19 protein-coding genes are annotated in these 22,877 nt (G+C 59.2%); 7 read left to right on the top strand and 12 right to left on the bottom strand.

Going from position 1 to position 22,877, the window contains the following annotated elements; all coding sequences use genetic code 11:
* The first annotated feature begins 398 nt into the window (after nucleotides 1–398).
* The gene (locus J8I87_RS00165; protein WP_209929435.1) at nucleotides 399–1,571 is read left to right on the top strand and encodes a patatin-like phospholipase family protein; all 1,173 of its coding nucleotides are present in this window, start codon (nucleotides 399–401) and stop codon (nucleotides 1,569–1,571) included.
* A 210-nt stretch (nucleotides 1,572–1,781) separates the two neighbouring features.
* Here the strand turns inward: J8I87_RS00165 and J8I87_RS00170 are convergent, their stop codons facing one another.
* Entirely contained in the window at nucleotides 1,782–2,600 is an 819-nt protein-coding gene (locus J8I87_RS00170; protein WP_209929436.1) for an IclR family transcriptional regulator, read from the bottom strand.
* Nucleotides 2,601–2,757: 157 nt separating this feature from the next.
* Here J8I87_RS00170 and J8I87_RS00175 point away from each other — a divergent pair, with 157 nt between their 5' ends.
* The 5 genes from J8I87_RS00175 (at nucleotide 2,758) to J8I87_RS00195 (ending at nucleotide 8,484) form a co-directional block, all read left to right on the top strand.
* Entirely contained in the window at nucleotides 2,758–3,741 is a 984-nt protein-coding gene (locus J8I87_RS00175; protein WP_209929437.1) for a hydroxymethylglutaryl-CoA lyase, read from the top strand.
* Nucleotides 3,738–5,012, top strand: coding sequence for a CaiB/BaiF CoA-transferase family protein (locus tag J8I87_RS00180; RefSeq protein ID WP_209929438.1), 1,275 nt, complete (start codon nucleotides 3,738–3,740; stop codon nucleotides 5,010–5,012). The genes J8I87_RS00175 and J8I87_RS00180 overlap by 4 nt, the downstream gene beginning before the upstream one ends.
* Nucleotides 5,013–5,094: 82 nt before the next feature.
* Nucleotides 5,095–6,402, top strand: coding sequence for an MFS transporter (locus J8I87_RS00185; RefSeq protein WP_209929439.1), 1,308 nt, complete (start codon nucleotides 5,095–5,097; stop codon nucleotides 6,400–6,402).
* A gap of 2 nt (nucleotides 6,403–6,404) precedes the next feature.
* Nucleotides 6,405–7,535 carry an amidohydrolase family protein gene (locus tag J8I87_RS00190; protein ID WP_209929440.1) on the top strand — a complete coding sequence of 377 codons (1,131 nt, stop codon included), beginning with the start codon at nucleotides 6,405–6,407 and terminating at the stop codon, nucleotides 7,533–7,535.
* 685 nt (nucleotides 7,536–8,220) lie between these two features.
* On the top strand, nucleotides 8,221–8,484 hold the full coding sequence (locus J8I87_RS00195; protein ID WP_209929441.1) for a hypothetical protein: 264 nt from the start codon (nucleotides 8,221–8,223) through the stop codon (nucleotides 8,482–8,484).
* Between the two features lie 459 nt (nucleotides 8,485–8,943).
* Here the strand turns inward: J8I87_RS00195 and J8I87_RS00200 are convergent, their stop codons facing one another.
* From J8I87_RS00200 to J8I87_RS00250, 11 genes are all read right to left on the bottom strand, one after another.
* Nucleotides 8,944–10,029 carry a GlxA family transcriptional regulator gene (locus J8I87_RS00200; RefSeq protein ID WP_209929442.1) on the bottom strand — a complete coding sequence of 362 codons (1,086 nt, stop codon included), beginning with the start codon at nucleotides 10,027–10,029 and terminating at the stop codon, nucleotides 8,944–8,946.
* A 6-nt stretch (nucleotides 10,030–10,035) separates the two neighbouring features.
* Nucleotides 10,036–11,409 carry an MFS transporter gene (locus tag J8I87_RS00205; protein ID WP_280923041.1) on the bottom strand — a complete coding sequence of 458 codons (1,374 nt, stop codon included), beginning with the start codon at nucleotides 11,407–11,409 and terminating at the stop codon, nucleotides 10,036–10,038.
* Between the two features lie 80 nt (nucleotides 11,410–11,489).
* Nucleotides 11,490–12,965, bottom strand: coding sequence for a purine-cytosine permease family protein (locus J8I87_RS00210; RefSeq protein ID WP_209929443.1), 1,476 nt, complete (start codon nucleotides 12,963–12,965; stop codon nucleotides 11,490–11,492).
* 16 nt (nucleotides 12,966–12,981) lie between these two features.
* Complete coding sequence (locus tag J8I87_RS00215; protein ID WP_209929444.1) at nucleotides 12,982–13,776, bottom strand: creatininase; 795 nt, start codon at nucleotides 13,774–13,776, stop codon at nucleotides 12,982–12,984.
* A gap of 27 nt (nucleotides 13,777–13,803) precedes the next feature.
* On the bottom strand, nucleotides 13,804–15,063 hold the full coding sequence (gene glyA, locus J8I87_RS00220; RefSeq protein WP_209929445.1) for a serine hydroxymethyltransferase: 1,260 nt from the start codon (nucleotides 15,061–15,063) through the stop codon (nucleotides 13,804–13,806).
* 69 nt (nucleotides 15,064–15,132) lie between these two features.
* A complete protein-coding gene (locus J8I87_RS00225; RefSeq protein ID WP_209929446.1) occupies nucleotides 15,133–16,344 on the bottom strand; it encodes a M24 family metallopeptidase in 1,212 nt (403 codons plus the stop codon).
* A 160-nt stretch (nucleotides 16,345–16,504) separates the two neighbouring features.
* Entirely contained in the window at nucleotides 16,505–17,503 is a 999-nt protein-coding gene (locus tag J8I87_RS00230) for a GlxA family transcriptional regulator (protein ID WP_209929447.1), read from the bottom strand.
* A 409-nt stretch (nucleotides 17,504–17,912) separates the two neighbouring features.
* The gene (locus J8I87_RS00235) at nucleotides 17,913–18,386 is read right to left on the bottom strand and encodes a MarR family winged helix-turn-helix transcriptional regulator (RefSeq protein ID WP_245253607.1); all 474 of its coding nucleotides are present in this window, start codon (nucleotides 18,384–18,386) and stop codon (nucleotides 17,913–17,915) included.
* Between the two features lie 163 nt (nucleotides 18,387–18,549).
* Nucleotides 18,550–18,843, bottom strand: coding sequence for a hypothetical protein (locus tag J8I87_RS00240; protein ID WP_209929448.1), 294 nt, complete (start codon nucleotides 18,841–18,843; stop codon nucleotides 18,550–18,552).
* Nucleotides 18,844–19,178: 335 nt separating this feature from the next.
* Nucleotides 19,179–19,631, bottom strand: coding sequence for a hypothetical protein (locus J8I87_RS00245; protein ID WP_209929449.1), 453 nt, complete (start codon nucleotides 19,629–19,631; stop codon nucleotides 19,179–19,181).
* Between the two features lie 418 nt (nucleotides 19,632–20,049).
* Nucleotides 20,050–20,463 carry a hypothetical protein gene (locus tag J8I87_RS00250; protein ID WP_209929450.1) on the bottom strand — a complete coding sequence of 138 codons (414 nt, stop codon included), beginning with the start codon at nucleotides 20,461–20,463 and terminating at the stop codon, nucleotides 20,050–20,052.
* Between the two features lie 679 nt (nucleotides 20,464–21,142).
* Between J8I87_RS00250 and J8I87_RS00255 the strand changes: the two genes are divergently transcribed.
* Complete coding sequence (locus J8I87_RS00255) at nucleotides 21,143–22,510, top strand: tyrosinase family protein (RefSeq protein ID WP_209929451.1); 1,368 nt, start codon at nucleotides 21,143–21,145, stop codon at nucleotides 22,508–22,510.
* Nucleotides 22,511–22,877: the final 367 nt, after the last annotated feature.

Here is a 22,877-nt window from a genome sequence, read left to right on the forward strand (position 1 = left end):
TGTGCGGGCTTTTTTATTTGGTTTCTTATCCCCGGCGAGCCGACCAATATCAGAAACTTCTTTAGGCGCCAAAAAAATATCCGACGTGGCTGATGGTGTCTATGCAGTTGTCGGAAAGAGTCGGAAAGTTATAGCGATGAACCACAATATCGTCTGTGCAATTGACCTAGCTACTGAATTCGACATTTTTCGACTTACCTGAATTGAACTCCAAAAATTTCCCGTTCGTTTTATTGACTAAGGACCAGGAACCTTCAGCGCACCTCGATGACGAGGCTGCCCCGACCTGAGGGCGGCTGGCCCCCCTTCGGTGAGCAATGGCGAGGTCGCGCTTGAGGCGCGCGCTTCAAAAGAGCCTCACCGTATGCCCCACTCACGCTTTCGACAGGAGGTCAGTCATGTCCCCAAGCACCGTTTCACATCTAAAGCCGCAAGGTTCAAAAATCGTACTCGCGCTTCAGGGCGGCGGAGCGCTCGGCGCCTACCACATAGGCGCCTATCAGGCGCTCGCGGAGCATAACTTACATCCAGACTGGGTGTCCGGAATCTCGATTGGCGCGATCAACTCGGCCGTTATCGCCGGCAACCCGCCTGAAGAGCGCGTCGCAAAGCTCGACGAGTTGTGGCGCGCCATTTCGTGGCCCGACTTGTTACTCGGGTTCACGCAGTGGCGGCTGCTGCAGAACATGGTTAGTAACGCATGGGCGCTGACTTTCGGGCAGCCCAACTTCTTCCGGCCTCGCCCCATCAATCCGTTTCTCGTTCCGAGCACGCCCGCACAGTCGGTGAGCTTCTATGACACGACTCCGATGACGACCACGCTGCGGCACTTTGTCGACTTTGCACGAATCAATGAAAGGCATGTCCGACTTAGTCTCGGCGCCACCAACGTCGCAACGGGCGACATAAAATTCTTCGATAACACGTGCGATGTGATCGGGCCCGAACACGTTCTCGCCAGCGGGTCACTGCCTCCCGGATTTCCCGCAACACAGGTCGGACCGGATTTGTATTGGGATGGTGGTTGTGTGGCGAATACGCCCCTCGACGCGATCATCGACGAGTCGGATCATCCCCACATGGTGGTGTTCATGATCGACCTCTGGAAAGGAGCCGGCGAGCCGCCGCGTAGCATGAATGAGGTGCTTTGGCGCGCGAAGCAGATTCAGTACGCAAGCCGCGTCGCCCGCCATATCGATGCCGTCGCGACGAAGGTTAATCTGCGCCACGCCGTGCACTTGATGAAAAGAGCCAATGTCGCAGAAGTCGCGGCGGTGCCTGACTCGCCCCTGCTGCGCAAGGGACGGCTGGACATCGTGCACGTCACTTATCATCCCGGCCCAGATCAGATTCCCAATAGCGATGCTGAGTTCTCGCGCGCCTCTATCGCCGAGCGGCGCGAAGCCGGATACCGCGATCTGAAGGCCGCAATCGCGGATGCACCGTGGCTGCGCCAGGAACTGCCCGCGCATCTCGGGGCGCTTGTTCATCGCGTCGAGCGTCAGCGCGTGACTACACTGCCTGAGCCGAATCTCAAGAGTATGGATGCTCGTGAACCGGCCGCGGCCTAGTGTAAGTAGAGGTCCGCTATCGACACGACGGCACTTATTGAGTAGTCGCGACCGGCCAGAAACCAGTAGCGACTTCTTTATGCGCTAAAAAAGTATTCCGACCTGCCTGATGCCGTTTATGTATTTGTCGGAAAGTTTCGGAAAGTAATAGCCGCCGAGACCAGAGTATCGCTCGCGCAGACATTGCTGCTTCAGTTGGTCAGCAAGGCATCAACCCATGATCCCGCTGGCGGTTTCGCTTGCGCCGGCAGTCGCAGGCGTTTGTGCGAGGCTCGCTATGCTCGCGTCGTACCTCGATCCCTTGCCGCCGAGTGCAACGGTCGCGCGTCGCGCGCTATCGAGCAAAGTTGCTAATGCGGAGTTGATGACTGCCGGAACATCGAACCGCCCCTTGGGTCCTGATAGCGTCAACGCACCCTGCAACTCCCCGAACGAGTCGAACACGGGCACTGACGCCGATGCCGTTTCCGGGTCCCGCTCGCCGAACGAGACGGCCCATAGCCGGTCTCGAATCTCCTGCCAGCGCGGATCCTGCGTCTCGGTGAAAGCCAGCAATACTTTGCCGGAGGCGCCCTTATCGATTGCGAACTCCTCCCCGACGCGAACAGATACCCGAACGCTGCGGCTCGGCTCGACGCGATAAAGCACAAGGCGATGGTCGCCCTGGCGCACGTAGAAGCTTGCCGTTTCGCCAAGCTCGCGGCTCAACTGTTGAAGCAAGGGCTCGACTACAGGTCCCACCTGGAAGGATCTTTGATAGAGCGTCGCAAGCCGTAGCGGCTGGTGACCGATTGCATATTGCCCGTCGCTCAGTTTTCGAATAAATCCGCCGTGTTCCAAAGCGCCGAGCAGTCGCAAAACCGTACTTTTATAAAGCTCAGTCCGACGTGAAAGCTCGGTCAGCGTAAGCCGGTCGTCGGTTGGGCCGAAAGCATTAAGAATGGCGAACGCCCGGTCGAGAACGGCCACGCCGCTGGACCCCTCATTCGTGCCGGCTCGCGCATCTTCTGATGACACGTCCTTGACCATGGAAACCTCCCCAGATTGATTCACCATACTATACGGTTCTATCTAACAGAACTCAAGTTCTGAAATACGGGGTTAACCCCTCTTATATCGCAGATCTTGCCAGCATATAGTTCTCTCCAACGAAACACGGGTCTGTTAGATAGAACTAAGGAGTGACATGAGCACCTCACGCCCTCAAATACTGATCAGCGAAGTGGGACCGCGCGACGGCCTGCAAAGCATCAAGAGCGTCATGCCAACCGCGGCCAAGCTGCGATGGATTTCCGCGCTCGCAGCAGCCGGGCTCAAAGAAATCGAGGTCGGTTCATTCGTACCTCCCAAGCTCTTGCCGCAGATGGCCGACATCCGCGAAGTCGTCGCGCACGCGTTGACCATTCCTGGCTTGCATGTCGCTGTTCTGGCTCCCAACCTGCGCGGCTCGCAGAGCGCTTTCGAAGCAGGCGTACACAAGATTACGTTGCCGGTTTCGGTAACCAATGAGCACGCGTTGGCCAATATTCGTAAAACCACCGAGCAACTGATTGATGAGGTACGCAACATCGTCGCATTGCGCGACGAGCAGTTCCCCGGCATCGAGATTGAAGCGGGCGTGTCGGTTGCCTTTGGTTGCACCATCGCGGGAACGGTGACGGATGACCAAACGATTCGCATGTGTCTTGCGATGGCCGAATGCGGCGTCGATGAAATCGGCCTGTCTGACACGAGCGGCTACGCCAACCCCGTTCAGGTTCGTCGCCTGTTCCGTCGGCTGCAATCAGAAGTCGGAGAGAAGGCCGGCGGTGCCCATTTTCATAACACGCGCGGGCAAGGCCTCGCTAATGTCGTCGCGGCGCTCGACGTCGGCGTGACCACGATCGACTCAAGTCAAGCGGGCCTCGGAGGCTGTCCATACGCCCCGGGTGCAACAGGAAATATCGTCACTGAAGATTTGGCCTTCCTGTTGGAAGCGATGGGTTACGACACAGGCGTTGACATTGATCAGCTCGTGGCGGCGCGCGCGATCCTCGCGCAGGCGCTTCCGGGCGAAGCGCTCTACGGACATGTGCAAGACGCGGGTTTGCCGAAAGGCTTCTCGTATGCAGACGGGCGGGCACCGAGCGCGCCTCAACCGGAAGGCTGTTTGTTGGGAGCGGCGCAATGAGCGAAGCGCAATCGAACCAATCCTTGCCGTACAACGGCGTTCGCGTCGTGGAAATGACGCACATGGTGATGGGGCCGACGTGTGGCATGGTCTTGGCCGACCTCGGCGCAGAGGTGATCAAAGTTGAGCCGATCACGGGCGACAGTACTCGCAACTTGCGAGGGTCGGGCGCCGGCTTTTTCAGTACGTTCAACCGCAACAAGAAAAGCATCGCCGTTGACCTCAAGGACCCACGCGGCTTGGAAATCGTCCACAAGCTTCTCGCGGGCGCGGATGTTTTTAGCGAGAACTTCAAGAGCGGCACGATGGACAAGCTCGGCCTCGGCTACGCAGCGTTGTCCAAACTTAATCCCCGTCTGGTCTATGTGTCGCACAAAGGCTTCTTACCCGGCCCCTATGATCATCGCACGGCGCTCGATGAAGTCGTGCAGATGATGGGTGGGCTCTCCTATATGACGGGCCCTGAAGGAAGACCGCTGCGGGCGGGCACGAGCGTCAACGACATTATGGGCGGCATGTTCGGTGCGATCGGCGCAATGGCGGCGCTCGCGCAGCGCGAGCGCACCGGACGCGGACAAGAAGTGCAAAGCGCCTTGTTCGAGAACAACGTGTTCCTCGTCGCGCAGCACATGATGCAATACGCTGTCACCGGCAAGGCCGCCGCGCCGATGCCAAGCCGCATTTCAGCGTGGGCCGTCTATGATGTTTTCTCGGTCAAGGACAACGAACAGATCTTTCTAGCCGTTGTCTCGGATACGCAATGGGCGCTTTTCTGCGACGCGTTCGGCCTGGAAGCGTTGAAATCCGATGAGCGTATCGCCAGCAACAATCAGCGCGTGCAAGCTCGGGAATGGCTGATGCCGCAACTGCGCGAGCATATGAAAGCGTTCTCCGCAGCGGAGATCAGTGCGATCTTCGAGCGCTGTGGACTGCCATATGCGCCGATCACAAAACCGCAGGATCTGTTCGACGATCCGCATCTTCTTGCAACAGGCGGCCTTGCCGACGTCACCCTTCCACCTGACGCGAGCGGTGCCCGCCAGCCAGTGTCAACGAAGACGGCGTTGCTTCCCTTGACGCTTAGTGGCGAGCGGCTGCAATTGCGCGCGGCTCCGCCCTCGCTCGGTCAAGACACAAGCGCTCTGCTTCAACAGTTGGGTTACTCGTCAGAAGATCTCAAGCAACTGGCTGACGCCGGCATCGTCAAGTGTCAGGAAAGCCAGTCCGGCGATGCGTCAAACCCATCTGCCAACGAACTGGCGAGCGCCTGAGTCGGAAAAGCCCATATTAAGATGCACTGCGTCGCTCGTCGGCATGACGGCGTGCGGTCCGGTGTTTTGTCCGGAGACGAGCATGACATCCATATCATCCAATATTGCGGCTGAAAGCGCCGTCAACACCACGCTCGAACAGCAAGCAGTAAAAAAGGCAGCGTGGCGTTTCATCCCTCTTCTTGCTCTCGCTTACTTCTTCAATTATCTGGATCGCACCAGCGTCGGCTTCGCGGCGCTGACGATGAACCGCGATCTCGGCCTGACCGCGACGCAATTCGGCTGGGGCGCGGGCATCATGTTCGCAGGCTACTGCCTGTGTGAAGTACCGAGCAACCTTGCTTTGTATCGGTTCGGTGCACGAAAGTGGCTCGCCCGAATCATGATCACGTGGGGCTTCTTCGCTGCCGCGACGGCACTTGCGGTCGGGCCAACCAGCTTCTACGTCATTCGTCTTCTTTTGGGCATTGGCGAAGCAGGCTTTTTCCCGGGCGTGATCTTCTTTCTTGCGGTGTGGTTTCCGGCCAGTTATCGCACGCGAGTACTGGCATGGTTCACCGTCTCGACGCCGCTTTCGTCGTTGGTGGGCGGGCCTTTGTCCACTTGGCTTCTGAAGATGGACGGCGTCCTCGGCCTTGCTGGATGGAAATGGATGTTTATTGTCGAAGGCCTGCCGGCGTGCATTTTGGGCTTCTTCGTTTTGAAGATGCTTGCGGACAAGCCCGCAGATGCGAAGTGGCTGTCGCCAGAAGAGCGTCAGGCACTGCAGAGCGCGTTCGACCGTGAGGGCACTGCAAGTTCGAAGAAAAAGGATTTCCGCGCAGCTTTAAAAGATGTACGCATGTACATCCTCGCGATGATCTCCTTCGGCTTCACGATGGGCTCTTATGGCATCGGTATCTGGTTGCCGCAAATGCTCAAAGCTCATGGCATGAGCGTAACGCAGACGGGCTGGGTGTCGGCGATACCGTACTTCTTCGCGACAATCGCGCTTCTGTGGTGGGCAAAGCGCGTTGATCGCCGGGGCGGCCACATTGCCAATCTTGCAGCGGGACTCTTTATAGGCGCGATCGCGCTCGGCGTTTCAACCTATTTCCAGCAACTTGTCCCGGCATTGACGGGCATTACGTTGGCGTTGATCGGCACTATTGCTGGCCGGACGATCTTCTACACGCTCCCGGCTCGGTTTCTGTCCGGTCAGGCGGCTGCTGGCGGATTGGCACTCATCAACTCTATCGGCGCACTGGGTGGTTTCGCGGGGCCCTACCTCGTCGGCTACCTGAAGGACAGTTTCGGCACGTTCACTGCAGGCATGCTCGGTTTGGCTGTCGTACTCGTTGTGACGACCTTATTGACCCTTTCCCTGTTTGCCTTCGATAAGAGGAAGTAAGGATGCAACCTCGCCATTCAATTCGCCGACGCCGCTTGCTAAGCGCGGCCGCCGCATCCATCGTGTTGCCTACGCTAAGCGTGCGCCATGTTTTTGCCAAAGAGGAATCGCGCAGTATGAGCAAAACCAGCAATTACCTCCCTGTCCGTGCCGATTGGCTTGCATCTGGAACGGAAGCGGCGCTCGAACCGGATATGCCTATTGTCGACGCGCATCACCACTTTTACGAGCGTACGGGTTGGACCTATCTGCTCAATGAATATCTGGAAGATGCGCGGTCGGGACACAACATCACTGCTTCTGTCTTCATGCAGGCACTGACTCGCTACCGCACCACTGGTCCGGAACAGCTCCGTCCAGTAGGTGAGATCGAGTATGTTGCTGAAGTGACCTCACCCATGCAAAAGGAGAAGCCGCAGGTCGCAAAAGGCATTGTCGGATACGCGGATCTTCGACGCGGCGCTGCTGTACGTGAGGTGTTTGAGGCAGAACTGGAGGCAGGTGACAGCCGCTTGCGAGGTGTTCGTCATCTCGTAACGTGGGATGCTGATGCAACGCTTGTCAATCCGCTGTCGGCCGTACCTCGCGGTTTATTGCTCGACCCCAACTATCGTGCGGGCGTCGCTCAGCTGAAGTCGTTGGGACTCTCTTACGACGCGTGGCTGTTCTTTCCTCAACTTCCCGAGTTGTTCGATCTCGCCAAGGCGAATCCGGATACACCCTTCATCATCAACCACTGCGGGGGCGTCGTGCGAATCGGCAGCTACACCGATCACCGCAAGGAAGTTTTTGATACGTGGTCACGCTCCATGCGCGAACTGGCGCAGTTGCCGAACGTTTATGTGAAGTTGGGTGGACTCGGCATGCGTATCAACGGTTTTGACTTCGAAAAGGGCGAGAAGCCGCCGTCTTCCATTGAACTAGCTGAAACCTGGAAGCCGTGGATGCTTACATGCATCGAGGCGTTCGGTGCGAATCGCTGTATGTTCGAAAGCAATTTTCCGGTTGACAAAGGTTCCTACCCGTTCAGCAACGGCTGGAATGCATTCAAGCGCCTCACTGCCGATGCCAGCGCGCAAGATCGGCAAGCTTTGTTCCGGGGCACGGTAACAAACGTCTACCGCCTCGCTTGAGGCTATTTCAACCAATTTTTCATCGAGGCCGGTTCATTCAAGTGACGGCTTCCCATCTTCGGGTTTTTGATCGGTCGTCAATGCGCATCGAACGTCGGAAATCCGACAGACGAAGCTGATACCCGTGCGCCGACGGTGCATTGCCGGATGGCACTGCCCAATTCGAGACTCAGTCGCCTGCGACGTGCACCAGACATCGAACGGCAGCCCGCTGAGAACCCTGAGTCTGTCGAGATGAGGCACCCGTCACCGTATGAGGCATCGCGGGTGCCGGCTGGCCGGCCGGCTTGAGCTAGCGGCGAGATGAACGAGACGGTTAATGAATTCAACCGCGCAATCACTTGACCGTGTATCCCCAATTCACCGCGTAGCGCCGTTTGCACAGTTTCCGTCACGCAGACGCCTGCCCTGCGTGTACTGTCAAAGAATGCGCATTCACGCGCTCATGGTTTGCACCGCCGCCGTTCGATCGGCACCGCCTCGCGCCACCTGATCCCCTCAGTATCAGCGACATCTCGCCCCAAAAAAGGCTAGCCGTGGTTCATCGACCTCGGATTGTTGTACTTCGCTCGTATCCCTCAGGCCACGCTCCCGTCGCCCCCATTTGAAAAAAAGTTCGTTCGGTCTGGTTTCGCGATGTCATCATGCTAGGATGTTTTTCGCTCACCGCGCCGAGGAACCAGCCATGGCAGCCCATGACTTCACCGAGTTCTCCTGGGACGAACAGGAAGACGTCAAGGCCGTGCTTGCAAGCCGCGGACTCGACCTGCATGAGTTCAAGATCACGGACAATGACGACTATCCGGCGGGCGGCCGGAAGGGCGCGGTCCGGCAGATCTCCGTAACACGAGTCACCAATGGCAAGACGGCGATCTACGACACCGATCACTTCGCCACATGGCTCACGGACTTCGCCGACGCTCTGGAAGCAGGCGAGTTTGACGACTGAAGTCGCAGCATTCGGGGTGGTAGATGCCTCGCCATCATCCCCGGGTTGCTGGACCGATTCGAAACCGGGCATCGCGGATCCGGATAGCGCGAACTGGTGAACTGCCCGTCAGAAGCAGACAGGGGCGGACCGCGGCGCCGCAGCCTGCTGGCTCGGGAATCCACCAGCGACAGTCTATAGGGTTCGTCCCGTGTCCTCGGGTCGTGGCGCATTGTGAGAACGCGTGCGTGACGGGAGCAGTACCAGTTTTTATCCGCGACGTTGGGCTTCGGGGCCAATGCAGTCGTCTGCCGACATAAGCGCGTGGACGACGGCAAAGATCCGCTAAGCAGAGGTTTACATAGCGAACCCCGAGCCGCCCTTCGTCCACAGCCAAATCAACGGCCGCTTGCAAACCGGACATTCAGTCGAGCAACAGTATGCGCAAGCGCGCCGCTTATCGCGCATCGAAGTTCGCTGTTACTGCCCGGCTCGCATATGGTTCCATGATCGCCCTAACCAGTCATGTCTCGCCGGGATGGGCTCGACTGCTGAGGCCTCGCCGTCTGCAAAGCAACCTCGAAGCGCCCGATACGCATTAGGCGCAACGCCATACACTTTGCGAAACTCGCGTCCCATATGCGACGCATCCGAGAAGCCACAGGTCGCCGCAATCGCCGCCACCGTTCGATCCGATCCCGTCAGCAGCCATGCAGCCGTCCGCAGCCGCAGATGCCTCGCGTACGCCAGCGGCGACTCACCCGTTTGAACCTTGAAAAGACGTTGCAGCTGGCGCACGGACATGTCGACCCGGGCAGCCAGTTCGACCAGACTCAACGGCTGCCCGATGTGTTGCTCCATCAGATGCACGACCCGTTTGATGCGTGGGTGGGTCACCGGCTTCATGCCGGGCGGATGCGGCTGCGGCGCGTTGGCCCGCTGCGCATCTTCAACGAGAAGAATGCGCAGTGCTTTTTGCACCGTCGCACTATCGATATGCCGATGCAGAATCGCCGCCGCCACGTCGACAGAAGCACGTCCGCCCGAACACGAAATTCGCCGACGGTCGACGACAAACAGCCTGTCCGCGACGAGTAAGCGCTCATCGACTTCAGGAAACCGCGCGATGTAGTCCCAGTAATGGAACCAGCTGACGCACACGCGATGTCCGTCCATCACGCCCGCACGCGAGAGCGCGAACACGCCGGTGCAAATGCCCACGAGTGTCGACGACGCATCGGCGGCGCGACGAATGAACCGAAGCGTCGCGTCGCTGACGCCGGGTCCGGAATGCAGCAATCCGCCGATCACCGCGAGGTAGTCGAACGTCCCTGCCTCGTCGAAGGTTTTCCACGGCTGGATCTGGATGCCGCAGCTCGCTTTTACGGGCAATAGCGTTTCTCCGACCACCGTCCATGCGCATCTAACCGGCTGGCTGAAATCGCAATCGTCGCTCGCAAGGCGCAACAGATCGACAAAGCCCGAGAACGCCGTCAATGTGAAATTCGGCAATAGCACGATGCCGAACTGCACCGGTCTGGTTGCGCCGTCTGCGATGCGCTTCATGATGCGTCACTCGTCGGCCAGTGGCGAGTGCGACGTCTCGCGGCTGCCGATCATCGCAACCAGTGCGACGCCCGACGCCGCGACCAGATACCATGCAGGCGCGAGTTTGCTTCCCGTTGCGCCGATCAGCCAGGTCGCGACCAGCGGCGCAGTGCCGCCGAACAACGCGTTCGCGGCATTGAAGCAGAATGCAAAGCCGCTATAGCGCACGCGCGTCGGAAAGATTTCGGCAAGAAAACACGGCAGCGTGCCGTCGTTCATCGTCAACAGCGCGCCGAACGCAATCTGTATCGCGACGATCGTCATGAAGCCCGCACCCGCCAGGCCCTTGAAGAGCGGCACCGTCAATACGGCGAAGAGCACCGATGCGCCGATCAGCATCGACTTGCGGCCGATACGGTCCGACAACGTGCCCATCACGAATATCAACCCGACATAAGCCGTCAGCGAGATCGTCGCGGCAATGAACGAAGCGGTCTCGTCCATGCCCAGTTCAGTCGACAGATACGTCGGCATATAGCTCAGTACCAGATAGAACGCGACGGCATTCAGGCACGTCACGCCGAATGCGATCAACATTTTCGCGCGATGTTTGCCGAGAAGTTCGGCGATCGGTGCGCGCGCGACCTGCTGGTCCTGTTCGAGTGCTTTGAAACGCGGCGTGTCTTCCAGCCGCACGCGGATGTACCGGCCGATCAGCCCGAACGGCGCAGCAAGCAGAAACGGCAGACGCCATCCAAAACTGTGCAACTGGTCGCTGTCGAGCACCGCATGCAGCACGGCGATGAGGATCGAACCGAACAGCAGCCCTGCCGCCGTGCTCGCGGGCACGATACTCGTGTAGACCCCGCGGCGATTTGCCGGTGCATATTCCGCCAGAAACGCCGATGCGCCCGCGTATTCGCCCGACGCCGAAAAGCCCTGAATCACGCGCACCAGCAGGAGCAGAACGGGCGCAAGCATGCCGACCTGCGCATAGGTCGGCAGCAGCGCAATCGCGAAGGTCGAACAGGACATGATGAGAATCGAGAGCGACAGCGACGTGCGCCGCCCCACCTTGTCGCCGAAGTGCCCCCACACGATACCGCCGACCGGCCGTACGATAAACGAAATCGCGAATACGCCATACGCGGCCAGCAAACCCGTGGTTCCATCCGTCTTCGGAAAGAACACGATCGCAATGACGGTCGCGAGATAACCATACGACGCGTAGTCGAACCATTCGACGAAGTTGCCGATAAAGCTCGCCCATGCCGCGCGTTTCAGCAGCTTCGGATCGACGGTTTCGTTCATCGCATCCGATGCGCTGCCATCACTCGCGCCCGAAGGCGCAATGACAGCGGCCACAGATTCACCCGAAAAGATTCTTCTCGTACTCATTGACGCTCTCCAGACCTGATGATGCGGTGACGGTTTGCGGGCGGCAAGTTGCGCCCGCGTGTGAGTTCGGCGCTTCGATATCAGATCGAGCTGGAATGCGCGTCGCCCTGCAGACGATCGGCAGCCGATGTAGTTTGAAAGAGCGGGTGCCGGCGGGCGAGCAGGAAGTAGGCGATACCACCCGTCAACAGCGAGAATTCGAAGCTCAGGTCGCCCCAGCGGAGATAGTCGTGCATCAGCGGGCTCACGTACGTCGGCGAATTCGAGAACACGATCGACGCGACGATCCCCAGCATCCACGCGACGATGCCGGGCCAGAACACGCCACCCGTGTACCAGTACGCGCCGCTGCCCCACTTCATCCAGTCGTCGGTGCGGTAGCGGCCGCCGCGCATGAAGTAATCGACGACGACGATCGCGGCCCACGGCGCAGTCCAGAACACCATGTAGTTAAGAAACACCTGGTACATATCGAAGAACTGGCCGTAGAACACGGTAACGACGCGGAACGTGAGCGTGAAGAGCGCAATGATGGCAAGCGACGTAATGCGGTTGATCGGAATGCGCAGCGCCAGCAGCCCGAGACCCGCCGTGTAACCGTTCGGCACGTTGGCCGCAATGCCGCCCAGGATGATCGCGAACAGCAGCGGCACGATGAACCACGTCGGCAGAAAGCGCGACAGCTGGCTGACGGGATCGTCGCCGAGCGACCCGCCGAGCGCCGTCGCGAACAGCACGCCGATCACCTCGCAAAACGTCAGCGCGACGAACTGCCCGCCGCCCGCCGCAAGCACGATCTTTTTCCAGCTGGTTTCGGCGGGAAAATAGCGGCTATAGTCAGATGCGAAATTGGCCCAGCCGATCGGGTAAGCGAACACGATACCCATTGCGATCAGCCACGTGCTGAGCGAGCCGCCGCCATGGTTGACCTGCAATGCGATCGCGAGACTCATATGCGGCAACACGAACGCGGCGAGTCCTGCGAAGAGTACTGCGAGCACGATCGCAATCCACTTCTCCGCTGCGATGATCGTCGCGTGACCGAAGATTGCGAGCACGATCTCCGCCGCGAGAATGATGGCAAGCGACACCCACACCACCGCATGACTCTGAAATCCGCCCATTTTCAGCAGCGTTTCGAGCGCCTGGGTGGCAACGACCGAGTTGATCGAAAACCAGCTCAGCGCCGAAATCAGGCTGACGGTTTTCGGCAGAAACGAACCCAGTTGCCCAAACGAACTGCGCGACGTCATGATGCCGGACGTGCCCGTTTTCGGTCCCATGATGGTGGTCAGCCCGAGCACGAAACAGCCGAGCGCATTGCCGACCAGAATCGCCAGCAAGGCCTGCCAGAGCGATAGCCCCTGAGAAAGTGCCAGCGCGCCCGTCACCACGACCACGTAATTCGTGTTTGCACCGATCCACATCTTGAAGAGTTCGGCTGGTGTGCCATGCCTGTCTTCGCGGGGGATCGGATCGATTGCGTGCTGCTCGATGCTCCACGCCTTGTCGGCGTCCACTCCCTGTCGTGCCTGCCTGCTTTCACGGGTGCTCATCGCTCTCTCCTCGCATTCAGGCTTGCGATGCTTTCGCACGCGCTAGCCAACCTTCGCCCAATGCCTGCGAAATCCCTTCCACGCAAACGTCGAATAGCAACTTCCCCTTGTCGGCCGTCGCGGCTGCCGCGGAGGACAGACAGCCCGACGCGGGCGTCCATTCCGGTATCGTCGGGAACACGTCGTACGGCGGGAAGGTCGCCGCCGCATGCGTGGGCACTTTCGACAGATCGACGAGATGCGGATGCAGATGCAGCATCAGCGACGTTTCCAGCACGCCGCCATGCTCGACGGCCCAGCCCGGAAAACCTTCCGGATAGATACGGGCAATCGTTTCTTCCGTGACGAAGTCCCAGTACGACAGCATCACCACCTGCACGTCGTGAACGCCTTCCCAGCGCAACTCGCGCAACGCGAGATCGATCCCCTCGACGGCGAACATCGAGTTCTCGAAGTGGCCGTTGATCAGACAGACCTTGCGTGCGCCGTGACGCGCGAATTCCTTCAGAATGTCTTTCACGGTCGACGACAACGTATGGCCGTCGAGACTCGTCGTGCCGCACAGATGGTTGCCGCCGCCACTCTTTTGCTGCGACTTGTAGCCATAGGCAATGGCAGGCGCGACGAGCGCGTCGATGTTCTGCGCAACCGCGATGCCGATCGCCGTCGGCAGCAGCACATCGGGGTTCATCGACATATGCGGGCCGTGCTGTTCGAGTGCGCCGAGCGGAATCAGCACGGGCCAGCCGTCGCCGATACGACGCGCGTAATCGGGCGCCGCGAGTTCTCCTATCACCACGCTCTGTTTCATGTGAGTCTCCTCCTGGATACGTGTCCCTTATAAGCCGCTATATACGGGCAAGCGCGCGCAGAGCTGCGCGACCTGCTCGCGCACGCGTGCTTCCGTCTGCGCGTCGCCGAGGCGATCGAGCACGTCGCATACGAGGGCAGCCGTCAGCCGCGCATCGTTCTCGTCGAAACCGCGCGTGGTCATTGCAGGCGTGCCGATGCGGATGCCGCTCGTCACGAACGGCGACTGCGGATCGTTGGGCACCGCGTTCTTGTTCACCGTGATGTGCGCGCGGCCAAGCGCGGCGTCGGCGTCTTTGCCCGTGATGCCCTTGTTCACGAGATCGACGAGGAACAGGTGATCGTCCGTGCCGCCCGACACCACCTTATAACCGCGCTCGATGAAAACGCTCACCATCGCGCGCGCATTCGCCAGTGTCTGCTTCTGATAGGCAACGAATTCCGCGCCGAGCGCTTCGCGAAACGCCACCGCTTTCGCGGCAATCACATGCATCAGCGGGCCGCCTTGCGTGCCGGGAAAGACCATGGCGTTGAGCTTCTTTTCGATAGCCTCGTTAGCGCGCGCCAGAATCAGGCCGCCGCGCGGACCGCGCAAGGTCTTGTGCGTGGTCGTGGTCACGACGTCCGCGAGCGGAACCGGGTTCGGATAAAGCCCGGCAGCAACGAGTCCCGCCACATGCGCCATGTCGACGAACAACAACGCGCCGATGCTGTCCGCGATCTCGCGGAAGCGCGCGAAATCGAGCACTCGCGAATAGGCCGAAAAACCCGCGACGATCATTTTCGGCTTATGCTCCAGCGCGAGCCGTTCGACTTCGTCGTAATCGATCAGCCCGCTCTGCGCATCGATGCCGTACTGCACCGCGTTGAACACCTTGCCCGAGAACGACACCTTCGCGCCGTGCGTCAGATGGCCGCCGTGCGCGAGGCTCATGCCGAGTATCGTGTCGCCCGGCGTGAGCAGCGCGAGATACACCGCCGCGTTGGCCTGCGAGCCGCTATGCGGCTGCACGTTTGCATAGGCCGCGCCGAAGAGCTGCTTCGCGCGTTCGATTGCCAGCGTTTCGACCACGTCGACATGCTCGCAGCCGCCGTAATAACGCTTGCCGGGATAGCCCTCCGCGTACTTGTTGGTCAGCACCGAACCCTGTGCTTCGAGCACGCGCGGGCTCGCATAGTTTTCCGATGCGATCAGCTCGATGTGCGCTTCCTGCCGCTGCCGTTCGAGCAGCATTGCGGCAGACAATTCCGGATCAAAGCCTGCGATCGTCTGTTCTTTCGAGAACATCTGTGAAGCCTCCTGCTTTTCGAGTCGTCTGCGGCGGCGCGCGCCGCAGACCGGTCCGTCAATGAGCCGTCAGGCCTTGATGATGTTTTTCTCCGGCCCGTACGGGAAGCCGGTGATGTTCGTTGCGCCCTTCTCGCCGATCACGAGAATGTCGTGCTCGCGATAACCGCCTGCGCCCGGCTTGCCTTCGGGCAGCATGATCATCGGTTCCATCGACACGACCATGTTCGGTTCGAGCACCGTCTCGATGTCTTCGCGCAATTCGAGCCCAGCTTCGCGCCCGTAGTAATGCGACAGCACGCCGAACGAATGACCGTAACCGAACGTGCGGTACTCGAGCAGACCGTACTCGGCGTAGATCTTGTTGAGTTCGTTGGCGATATCGCAGCAGCGCGCGCCCGGCTTGATCAGCTTGAGGCCTGCTTCATGCACTTCGACATTGATCTTCCACAGACGCAGATGCTCGTCGGAACAGTGATCGAAGAACATCGTGCGTTCGAGCGCCGTGTAGTAGCCGGCGATCATCGAAAAGCAGTTCAGGCTCAGGATGTCGCCCTTCTGAACCTTGCGCGTCGTCACCGGGTTGTGCGCGCCGTCCGTGTTGATGCCGGACTGGAACCACGTCCACGTATCCATCAGCTCCGAGTCGGGGAAGCGGCGGGCAATTTCGCGCACCATTGCCTGCGTCGATGCGAGCGCCACTTCATGCTCGGGCACACCTTCGTGAACGGCGGCGGCGAGCGCCGCGCCGCCCACGTCGCACACATTCGCCCCGTGCTTGATTACTTCGATTTCTTCCGCCGACTTGATCATGCGCATGCGCATCGTCTGCGCGCTGATATCGACGAACTCGACGGACGGCAGTGCGGCCTTCAGCTTGTGCAGTACCTCGACGGGGATCTGATCGAATTCGACGCCGACGCGACCCTTGTTGTCGATCTCGCCCTGCACCGCGCGGAAGAAGTTATCGCGCTGCCAGTCGGTATAGACGATGTTGTAATCGCCGACCGTACGGCGCCACGGCTGGCCGCCGTCGATATTCGCCGAAATCGACACGACTTTCTTTTCCGTCACGACGAGTCCGTACTTGCGGCCGAACGAGCAATAGAGAAAGTCTGCGTAATAGTTGATGTTGTGATACGAGGTGAACAGCACCGCGTCGATGTTCTCGCGCGCCATCAGATCGCGCAGCTTGCCATGGCGGTTCGCGTATTCGGCATCGGAGAACGTATGCTTTACTTTCTCGCCATTCTCGATACGGATCAGGCTCTCCTGTTTCATTCGCTCAACTCCTCAGTGAAAAAACGAGTGGGTGTGAGCGGATGTTAGAAGTCTGACGGTTCGGAAGTTTTCTTGATTCGACAGGCGACTCTCTAAAATCGACATTGAGGGTTAACCACCACGAACGCAAGCAGGCACGACGCTGCGTGCTGCTCAACGCTCAAAGCGCGTTCTGGTATCGGCGCCGGTCGGCGATCGGCGAGATGCGGAACTGCGCCCTGTAGCGCGTTGAAAAATGCGTGAGCGATGTGAACCCGGTGCGCGCGCAAACCTCTTCGAGTGGCCTGGCGGTGCGATAGAGCAATTGCCTCGCGCGCAACAGCCGGATTTCCAAATACGCCTGCGCGGGCGTCTTACCGATGCGCTCCTGGAACCAGCGTTCAAGTTGCCGTTGGGACACGTCAAGAAATGCCGCAATTTCGACGACGGAAAGCGGTTCTTCGACATTGCTCTCCATCACCTGCAATGCCTCGTCGAGCTTCGCGTGTTCCGCGCCGATGTACTGCCGCAGCGATGTCACCTGACGCTGCTCATGCGTGCGCCGTTCGGCGACCAGCAGTTCGAGCACACGCGCCGCAAGCGAAGCACTGCCCGGCGCGCTGCCAAGCAGATGCACCATCAGATCGAGAGGCGCGACGCCGCCGCTGCAGCTGTAGCGGTCGCGGTCGACTTCGTAAAGGCGGTTGGATACCGTGAGTTTCGGAAACTGTTCCAGCAGGACGTCCTGATCTTCCCAGTGAATCGTGCAGCGATATCCATTGAGCAGACCGGCGCGCGCGAGGAAATAGCTGCCCGTGTCGAGGCCGCCGAGCGCGGTGCCATGACGTGCCTGCAAGCGCAGCCAGTCGAGAATCGCGCCGATGCCTTTGCGCGGAATCGGGTTCGGGCCGACGACGAACACCGCGTCGAACTTTTCGGCATCGGCCATTTGCAAGTCGGGCATCACGCGGATGCCGTCACTCGAACGCACGTGGTCGCCGTTGGTGCCGATCAGCTGATATTGGTAGACGGGCCGCTCGACCAGCATGTTCGCGATCCGCAGCGGGTCAACTGCCGTGCCGAGCGCGATTAGCGAAAAGTTGTCCAGCAGCAGAAACCCATAGCGGGTGATGCGGAGATCATGCAAACCCGCATCGATATGATTGTCAGGAGGTTCCATTTCAGGCCAGGTGATTCCCATCGACGGCGATTCGCAAAGCGCGTCCTGATACGGTTACCGTTTGTCGGTGACGACGTTTCCCTTTCGTTCATGAAAAGCCGGCAACCGCCATCCAAAGTAAAGCGAGGCAAGACGGACTGCTACACGGACGAGCGTGGCGAACCACGGTGTCCACCCGTTCGTCCACTCTAAATAAGACAACCCCGTCTGAACTGCCGCGCCGAGCAACGCCGTCGACGCGTAGATTTCGCGCTCGAGGTCGTGCGCAAAGCAGGATTCGAGACCGGCGCGAACTTCGATCAATGGTTGACGTTTCGAGCCCTGGTAAAAGGCCTTCGATTGCGCTTGCCATTGCCTTGATCAGTGTTGACATGACGACTCCTTGATCACACAGTGGCCGGTGGAACCACTATGCGGGAGTGCGCTGTTCATTGCTGTCGAGCAGGCTGCGAGCAAGCTTGTCGAGCAGCTTTTCAAGCGACTTACGCTCGCTCGCACTGAGTGCCTTGACCAGTTCGCTTTCCAGTTCTATACCCAGCGCTTCCGAGTCTCGCGCGACCTTAAACCCGTAAGGAGTAGCGCGCAACGCAACGCTGCGGCGATCCGCTGCGTGCGTGTCGCGACCGATCAGATCCCGCGCTTCGAGGTTGGCGAGAATTTTCGAAAGCAGCGTCTTCTCGATCAGCGCACGCTGCGACACTTCTTTTGGCGTGATGTCAGGTTCAGAACACACAAGCCGCAGGACGCGCAACGCGCGAACATCGAGATTCCACTGCTCGCGATATACCGCATTGGCCCTGCTGATCAGCAACTCGCTGGTGAGATCCAGTCTGAAGGTCAGAAAGTCCGAATACAAGTTCGCTCCCTCCCGTCCGCCCGGCAATCTGTCAGCCGAAACTGTCATTATAGGATTTTAATTGAATTTTTCAACTATTTATTGTTTGACACGTCCCGATCAAGTTGGGCTCATGCCTATTGGTCGATTTGTAGGTGACAGCTACCGTCGCAAAATGCACTGAGAACAAGGGGATACCACGCATGCCCCCCTACCATCTGTAATATGCAGGCCCCGGATAGCCGTAGTAGTACGCCGGGTAGCCGTAATAAATAGGGTTGGGATAGTATGCGGGCGGCGGCACGGACACGAACGTGCAGTTCTGGCCCGATGACGGCAGGGCATTTGGAGTTGTCGCCGCGCCGACGCGGCTGCTCGCCAAAGCCGGTTGCTGACCCTCAGCCGATGCTGCCGCTGCGCTGGTACAGGCGTAGTAGCCACCCGCGCCCGGATAGTAGCTGTATGGGCCATAGTAGACACACCCCCATAGCGTCAGTGCACACACCGCAGCAATTGCCCGACCGATGATCTTTGCGCGAAGCATAGCCCCTCCTCGCGTCGTCGATTCGCTGAAGCGTCGCGGTTCGCGGCGCAGGCCTGCATCCATTTTAGACTGGACGGCTTAACACGACGACTGGAGCCGGCTCGATTGCAGCACGGTCATGCGTTCGCCACTCATGGGAGGCGATATGTCGAAAGCTGCGGCGATGGAACTGCCGAGCAGCTGTACCTTGGTGAGTGCCTTCCGACCGGCGTTGCAGGTGACGCGATTCAGTGGGGCGATCAGACGGGACCGGCATGACCCCGCTGACGGTCTGGGACTGGGAGCTATATTCAGGATTATTGTGGGCTCGACGCAGCCTGTCCAGACAGCGCGCGACTCGCCTGATCGATGATTGATTTCGCGGTGCCAACAACAAGCGCGCGGTCGATGTCGGAGGTCTGCCATCGACCATTGCCGTCTCTTCCGAACTGCAATTCTGCATGAAGGGTCGCGCCTTGATCGTTTGACTGATCCGGTCGTAAGACGATGCTAACGTTGCAAGTGAATACAAGGCTACCGCTCGCGTTCGATGCTTTCGCGCAGTCACCATCGGATTTCACTGATGCCACCGTGTCGGAGGTCGGCAGCGGATTGCCCGCAAGGGCATTCAGGCCTCCCTTGTTCGTCGCGTCCAGCGCCCGACGGACGGCGCCGTCGATGTCTGATGCTCCCGGCCCTTCCTGCAGCCACCCGCATGCAGTCAGCGCCGCACACGCTAGCGCCGCCGGCAGCATTCTTCTACGGTTCATTCTGGTTCTCCCTCTCATGCGACACTGCCCATTTCGCGACGGCTTTAGGCAGTTCGCTGCCATTGTGACCACCTACGACCGATAGCTGCAGCGTGCGCCCGTTTCTGCGGTTGCCGACGCCAGCCACCGGCCAGACAGGTTGCGTGCCGGGGAGTCGTTTGAAAGACATCACGGGATAGACGGTCGACGTCACAGCCGAGGATGGGCATCAAAAGAGCAAAGCGCGCCGGTGCACCTGTCGTCGCTCTGGCCATGACACTTCAGGTCGATGCGCGTGAATGGGCGAGTCTTGTGTTCTGTGGCGTATCGATACGGCCCGAAGCGAAACGGTCACAAAAGAGGCGAGTCGGAAGACTCGCCTTGAATGGCACGTCCAGCTTTATACCTACTGGCTGGTGTGTGCCGAAGCCCGATAACGTTATTGCGTCCTGGTCACGGCATCGGTCTTGGTGTCGGCCTTCACTCGCGCCGTCGACACCTCGTTGCCGGCATCCGTCTTGGCCTTTTGCGGGGCCGCTTCGATGCCTGGCTCCTTCTTGCTCAGCTTGTGCGATTGAGTCTTTTTGACGTGCACCGCGGGCTTCTTGTTCGCATGAACTTCGGCGCTTTCCTTATCAGTTGCGCTGGTGGTTGCCTTGTTGGTCACACTGCCGGCTTCCTTGGCCGCGCCGTCGATCTTCGATGCGTCCGTTTGCACTTCGGCGCTGGCCTTCATGTTGGCCTGGCCGGCTTGCACCGCCGTTGTTGGGTCGGTCGGTGTCGGCGCAGCGGTCTGCGCGAAAGCTGTCGAAACGAGCAGAGCGGAAGCGAGAGCGGCGTAAATCGTCTTCATGGGTGACTCCTTGTTAGGCGCCCGAGAAAGTTCAGCGCTGCCCGTTTAACGAACGCCTAACGGAAGGAGTTGACTCTGGCGTGGTGACAAAACGTAAGCTTTGTGACGGTGCAAATGCATCCCGCTTCCGGCAAAGTCACGTCATACGTCGCCGTCACGGCGCTCAGCCGATTTCTGCTGATCGACACGATCAGTAACATCCTGCGCGATGGCGAATCCATCAGGTGGCATGTGTTCTGGTGTGCGCCGAACACCCGATGTCCCAGGCGTGCTGCTCAACCTCGATGGGTTCCCCGTCGTCCTCTAAACCGACCTTAGCGAAAACGTGTTGGCGTTGCGATCGGCTGCGTGACGCCAACCGGTTGCGCGGCCTTTCAAGCATCAAAACAACATTGATTCGTATTGCCTTTTTGCCAGGTGATATTGATTCGCAACTGCCCAATTGGATCCGCCCAGGACGGATCGGTAGACGTATGCGTATTGCCCGACGGGCAGGATCTGAAAAAAGGTGTGCTTGCGCACAGTTCTTGCCTGATAAAGCGATGCTTTCGCGACTCGCCGGGTTATCGTGCATCTGTTCAGCGCGTGGAGCGCCAGAGGCGAGTTCGCATTGCCGAACTCATCGAGACATTCTCACAAATCTATGCACGTCAATGCCTCCGACCAGAGGAGAACCTGAATGGCAACGAATAAATACAACCGTCGCTCTTTTCTCAAGGGATCTGCCTCGGTCGCTGCGCTGATGTCGCTGCCCGTGCCGGGGTTTAGCCAGACAACGCTGTCCACGCGCGTGGAATGGCAGGTATTCAAAACGACGCCGCAGTACGCGTCCTTTCTGAATGCAGTGAAATTGATGAAGGCTGAGACCGACTCAACCAAGCCGACGTCATGGACGTACTGGGCCAACGTGCACCTCAACTACTGTCCGCATATGCAGCCGTACTTTTTCGCGTGGCATCGCGGCTACCTGTACTACTTCGAGCAGCAGTTGAGAATCGTGTCGGGAGACAGCGCGCTCACGCTGCCGTATTGGGATTACTACACGTATCCCAACATGCCGAGCGAATTCACCGACGCGGCCAGCGGCAATCCGTTATATGTATCCGGGCGCGTCAATACGAATGTTTATGCTGCGCTGACCCTCGCGCCGTTCTCGTCGAGCATCGTCAATATGCAGCGCGGGACATCGAATTCTTATGAGGCATCGTTTGAATCGGCTCCTCATAACCCGGTGCACAATATTATCGGAGGATGGATGGCGGACATGTCGTCGCCTATCGATCCCATCTTCTATCTGCACCACGCGAATGTGGACCGACTGTGGGACGCCTGGTGTCTTGAGCCTCCGACAATCGTGCCGGCGCCAAACAGCTCCTACTGGTCCGGGTCGTTCACCTATGCGACGAACCTCACGATCGCCAGATCGCGGTGCTACCGACCCGAGAGTCTCAACTATCAGTACGCCAAGCCCAACAATGTGCCGACCAGACTGCCTCAAAGCGCCCAGGTAGGCCGCATCATCCGTGTGCAGGCGCAGCTTGCACCGATCCTCACCCGCCCTCCAATCGGCAACTTCCCGAATATGGCTGCGCGTTCGGTGTCGAACAACCGGCGCTCGCTCGGCGGTGTTGCGAACGTGAGACTCAACGAGGCGTCGGTCAGTGCACGTCTGACGCTGCAAGAGGCGAGCACGACCACGTTCAAGTATCCTCATCTCGTGCTGGACAAGCTCGCGGTCACCGCGCTCGGAAGAAACGGTGGGTATTACTACAACATCTACCTGAACCTGCCTGCCAGCGGCGACGCGGACGTCGCCAGGGCATCGCACTTCATCGGCACTTTTGGCGCTTTCGAAGCATCCGGCGCCATTCATCACAACGGAAGCACGCTGATGCTGCCGTTGGCCGATGTGCTGCAGAATCTCGGTGTCACCAATCTGAGCGAAGCCGTGATCTCGCTCGTGCGCGTCAATGGGCCGAATTCACCGAAAGGAGACGTGTTGAGTGTCGGTGAAATGCGTGTCGAACGATCAACCGATGGGCCTTGAACGCCCGTACAGGGGTTCGCTGAGATATGCATCCCTTTCAATTCGTCAATTCGTGCACCGATTTGAAGCGTGTGGCCCGAAGCTAAGTCGAACCGGAAGGTGTGCTCGTCTACGCGGCACATTCAACGATACTGAGGCGCTCGTCTTCTTCAGGGCGAGCAACTTGAGAATGCGGCGACTCACCCCAGCCGCGCGTCTTGAGGGCGATATCGTAACCGTATATTTTCAGACGACTATCGAAGTTGTTGGATAGCGGTCTCAAAGAGTTGAATTGCGATCCTGGCCGTGCCTTCACGAAGCGCATGCCGGTGGTCTGACACGATCGACGTATCCATGGCGTGACTTTCGTACCAGGCAGAGATGTACG

Source organism: Paraburkholderia sp. LEh10 (assembly GCF_017814945.1).
Taxonomy (GTDB): Bacteria; Pseudomonadota; Gammaproteobacteria; order Burkholderiales; family Burkholderiaceae; genus Paraburkholderia.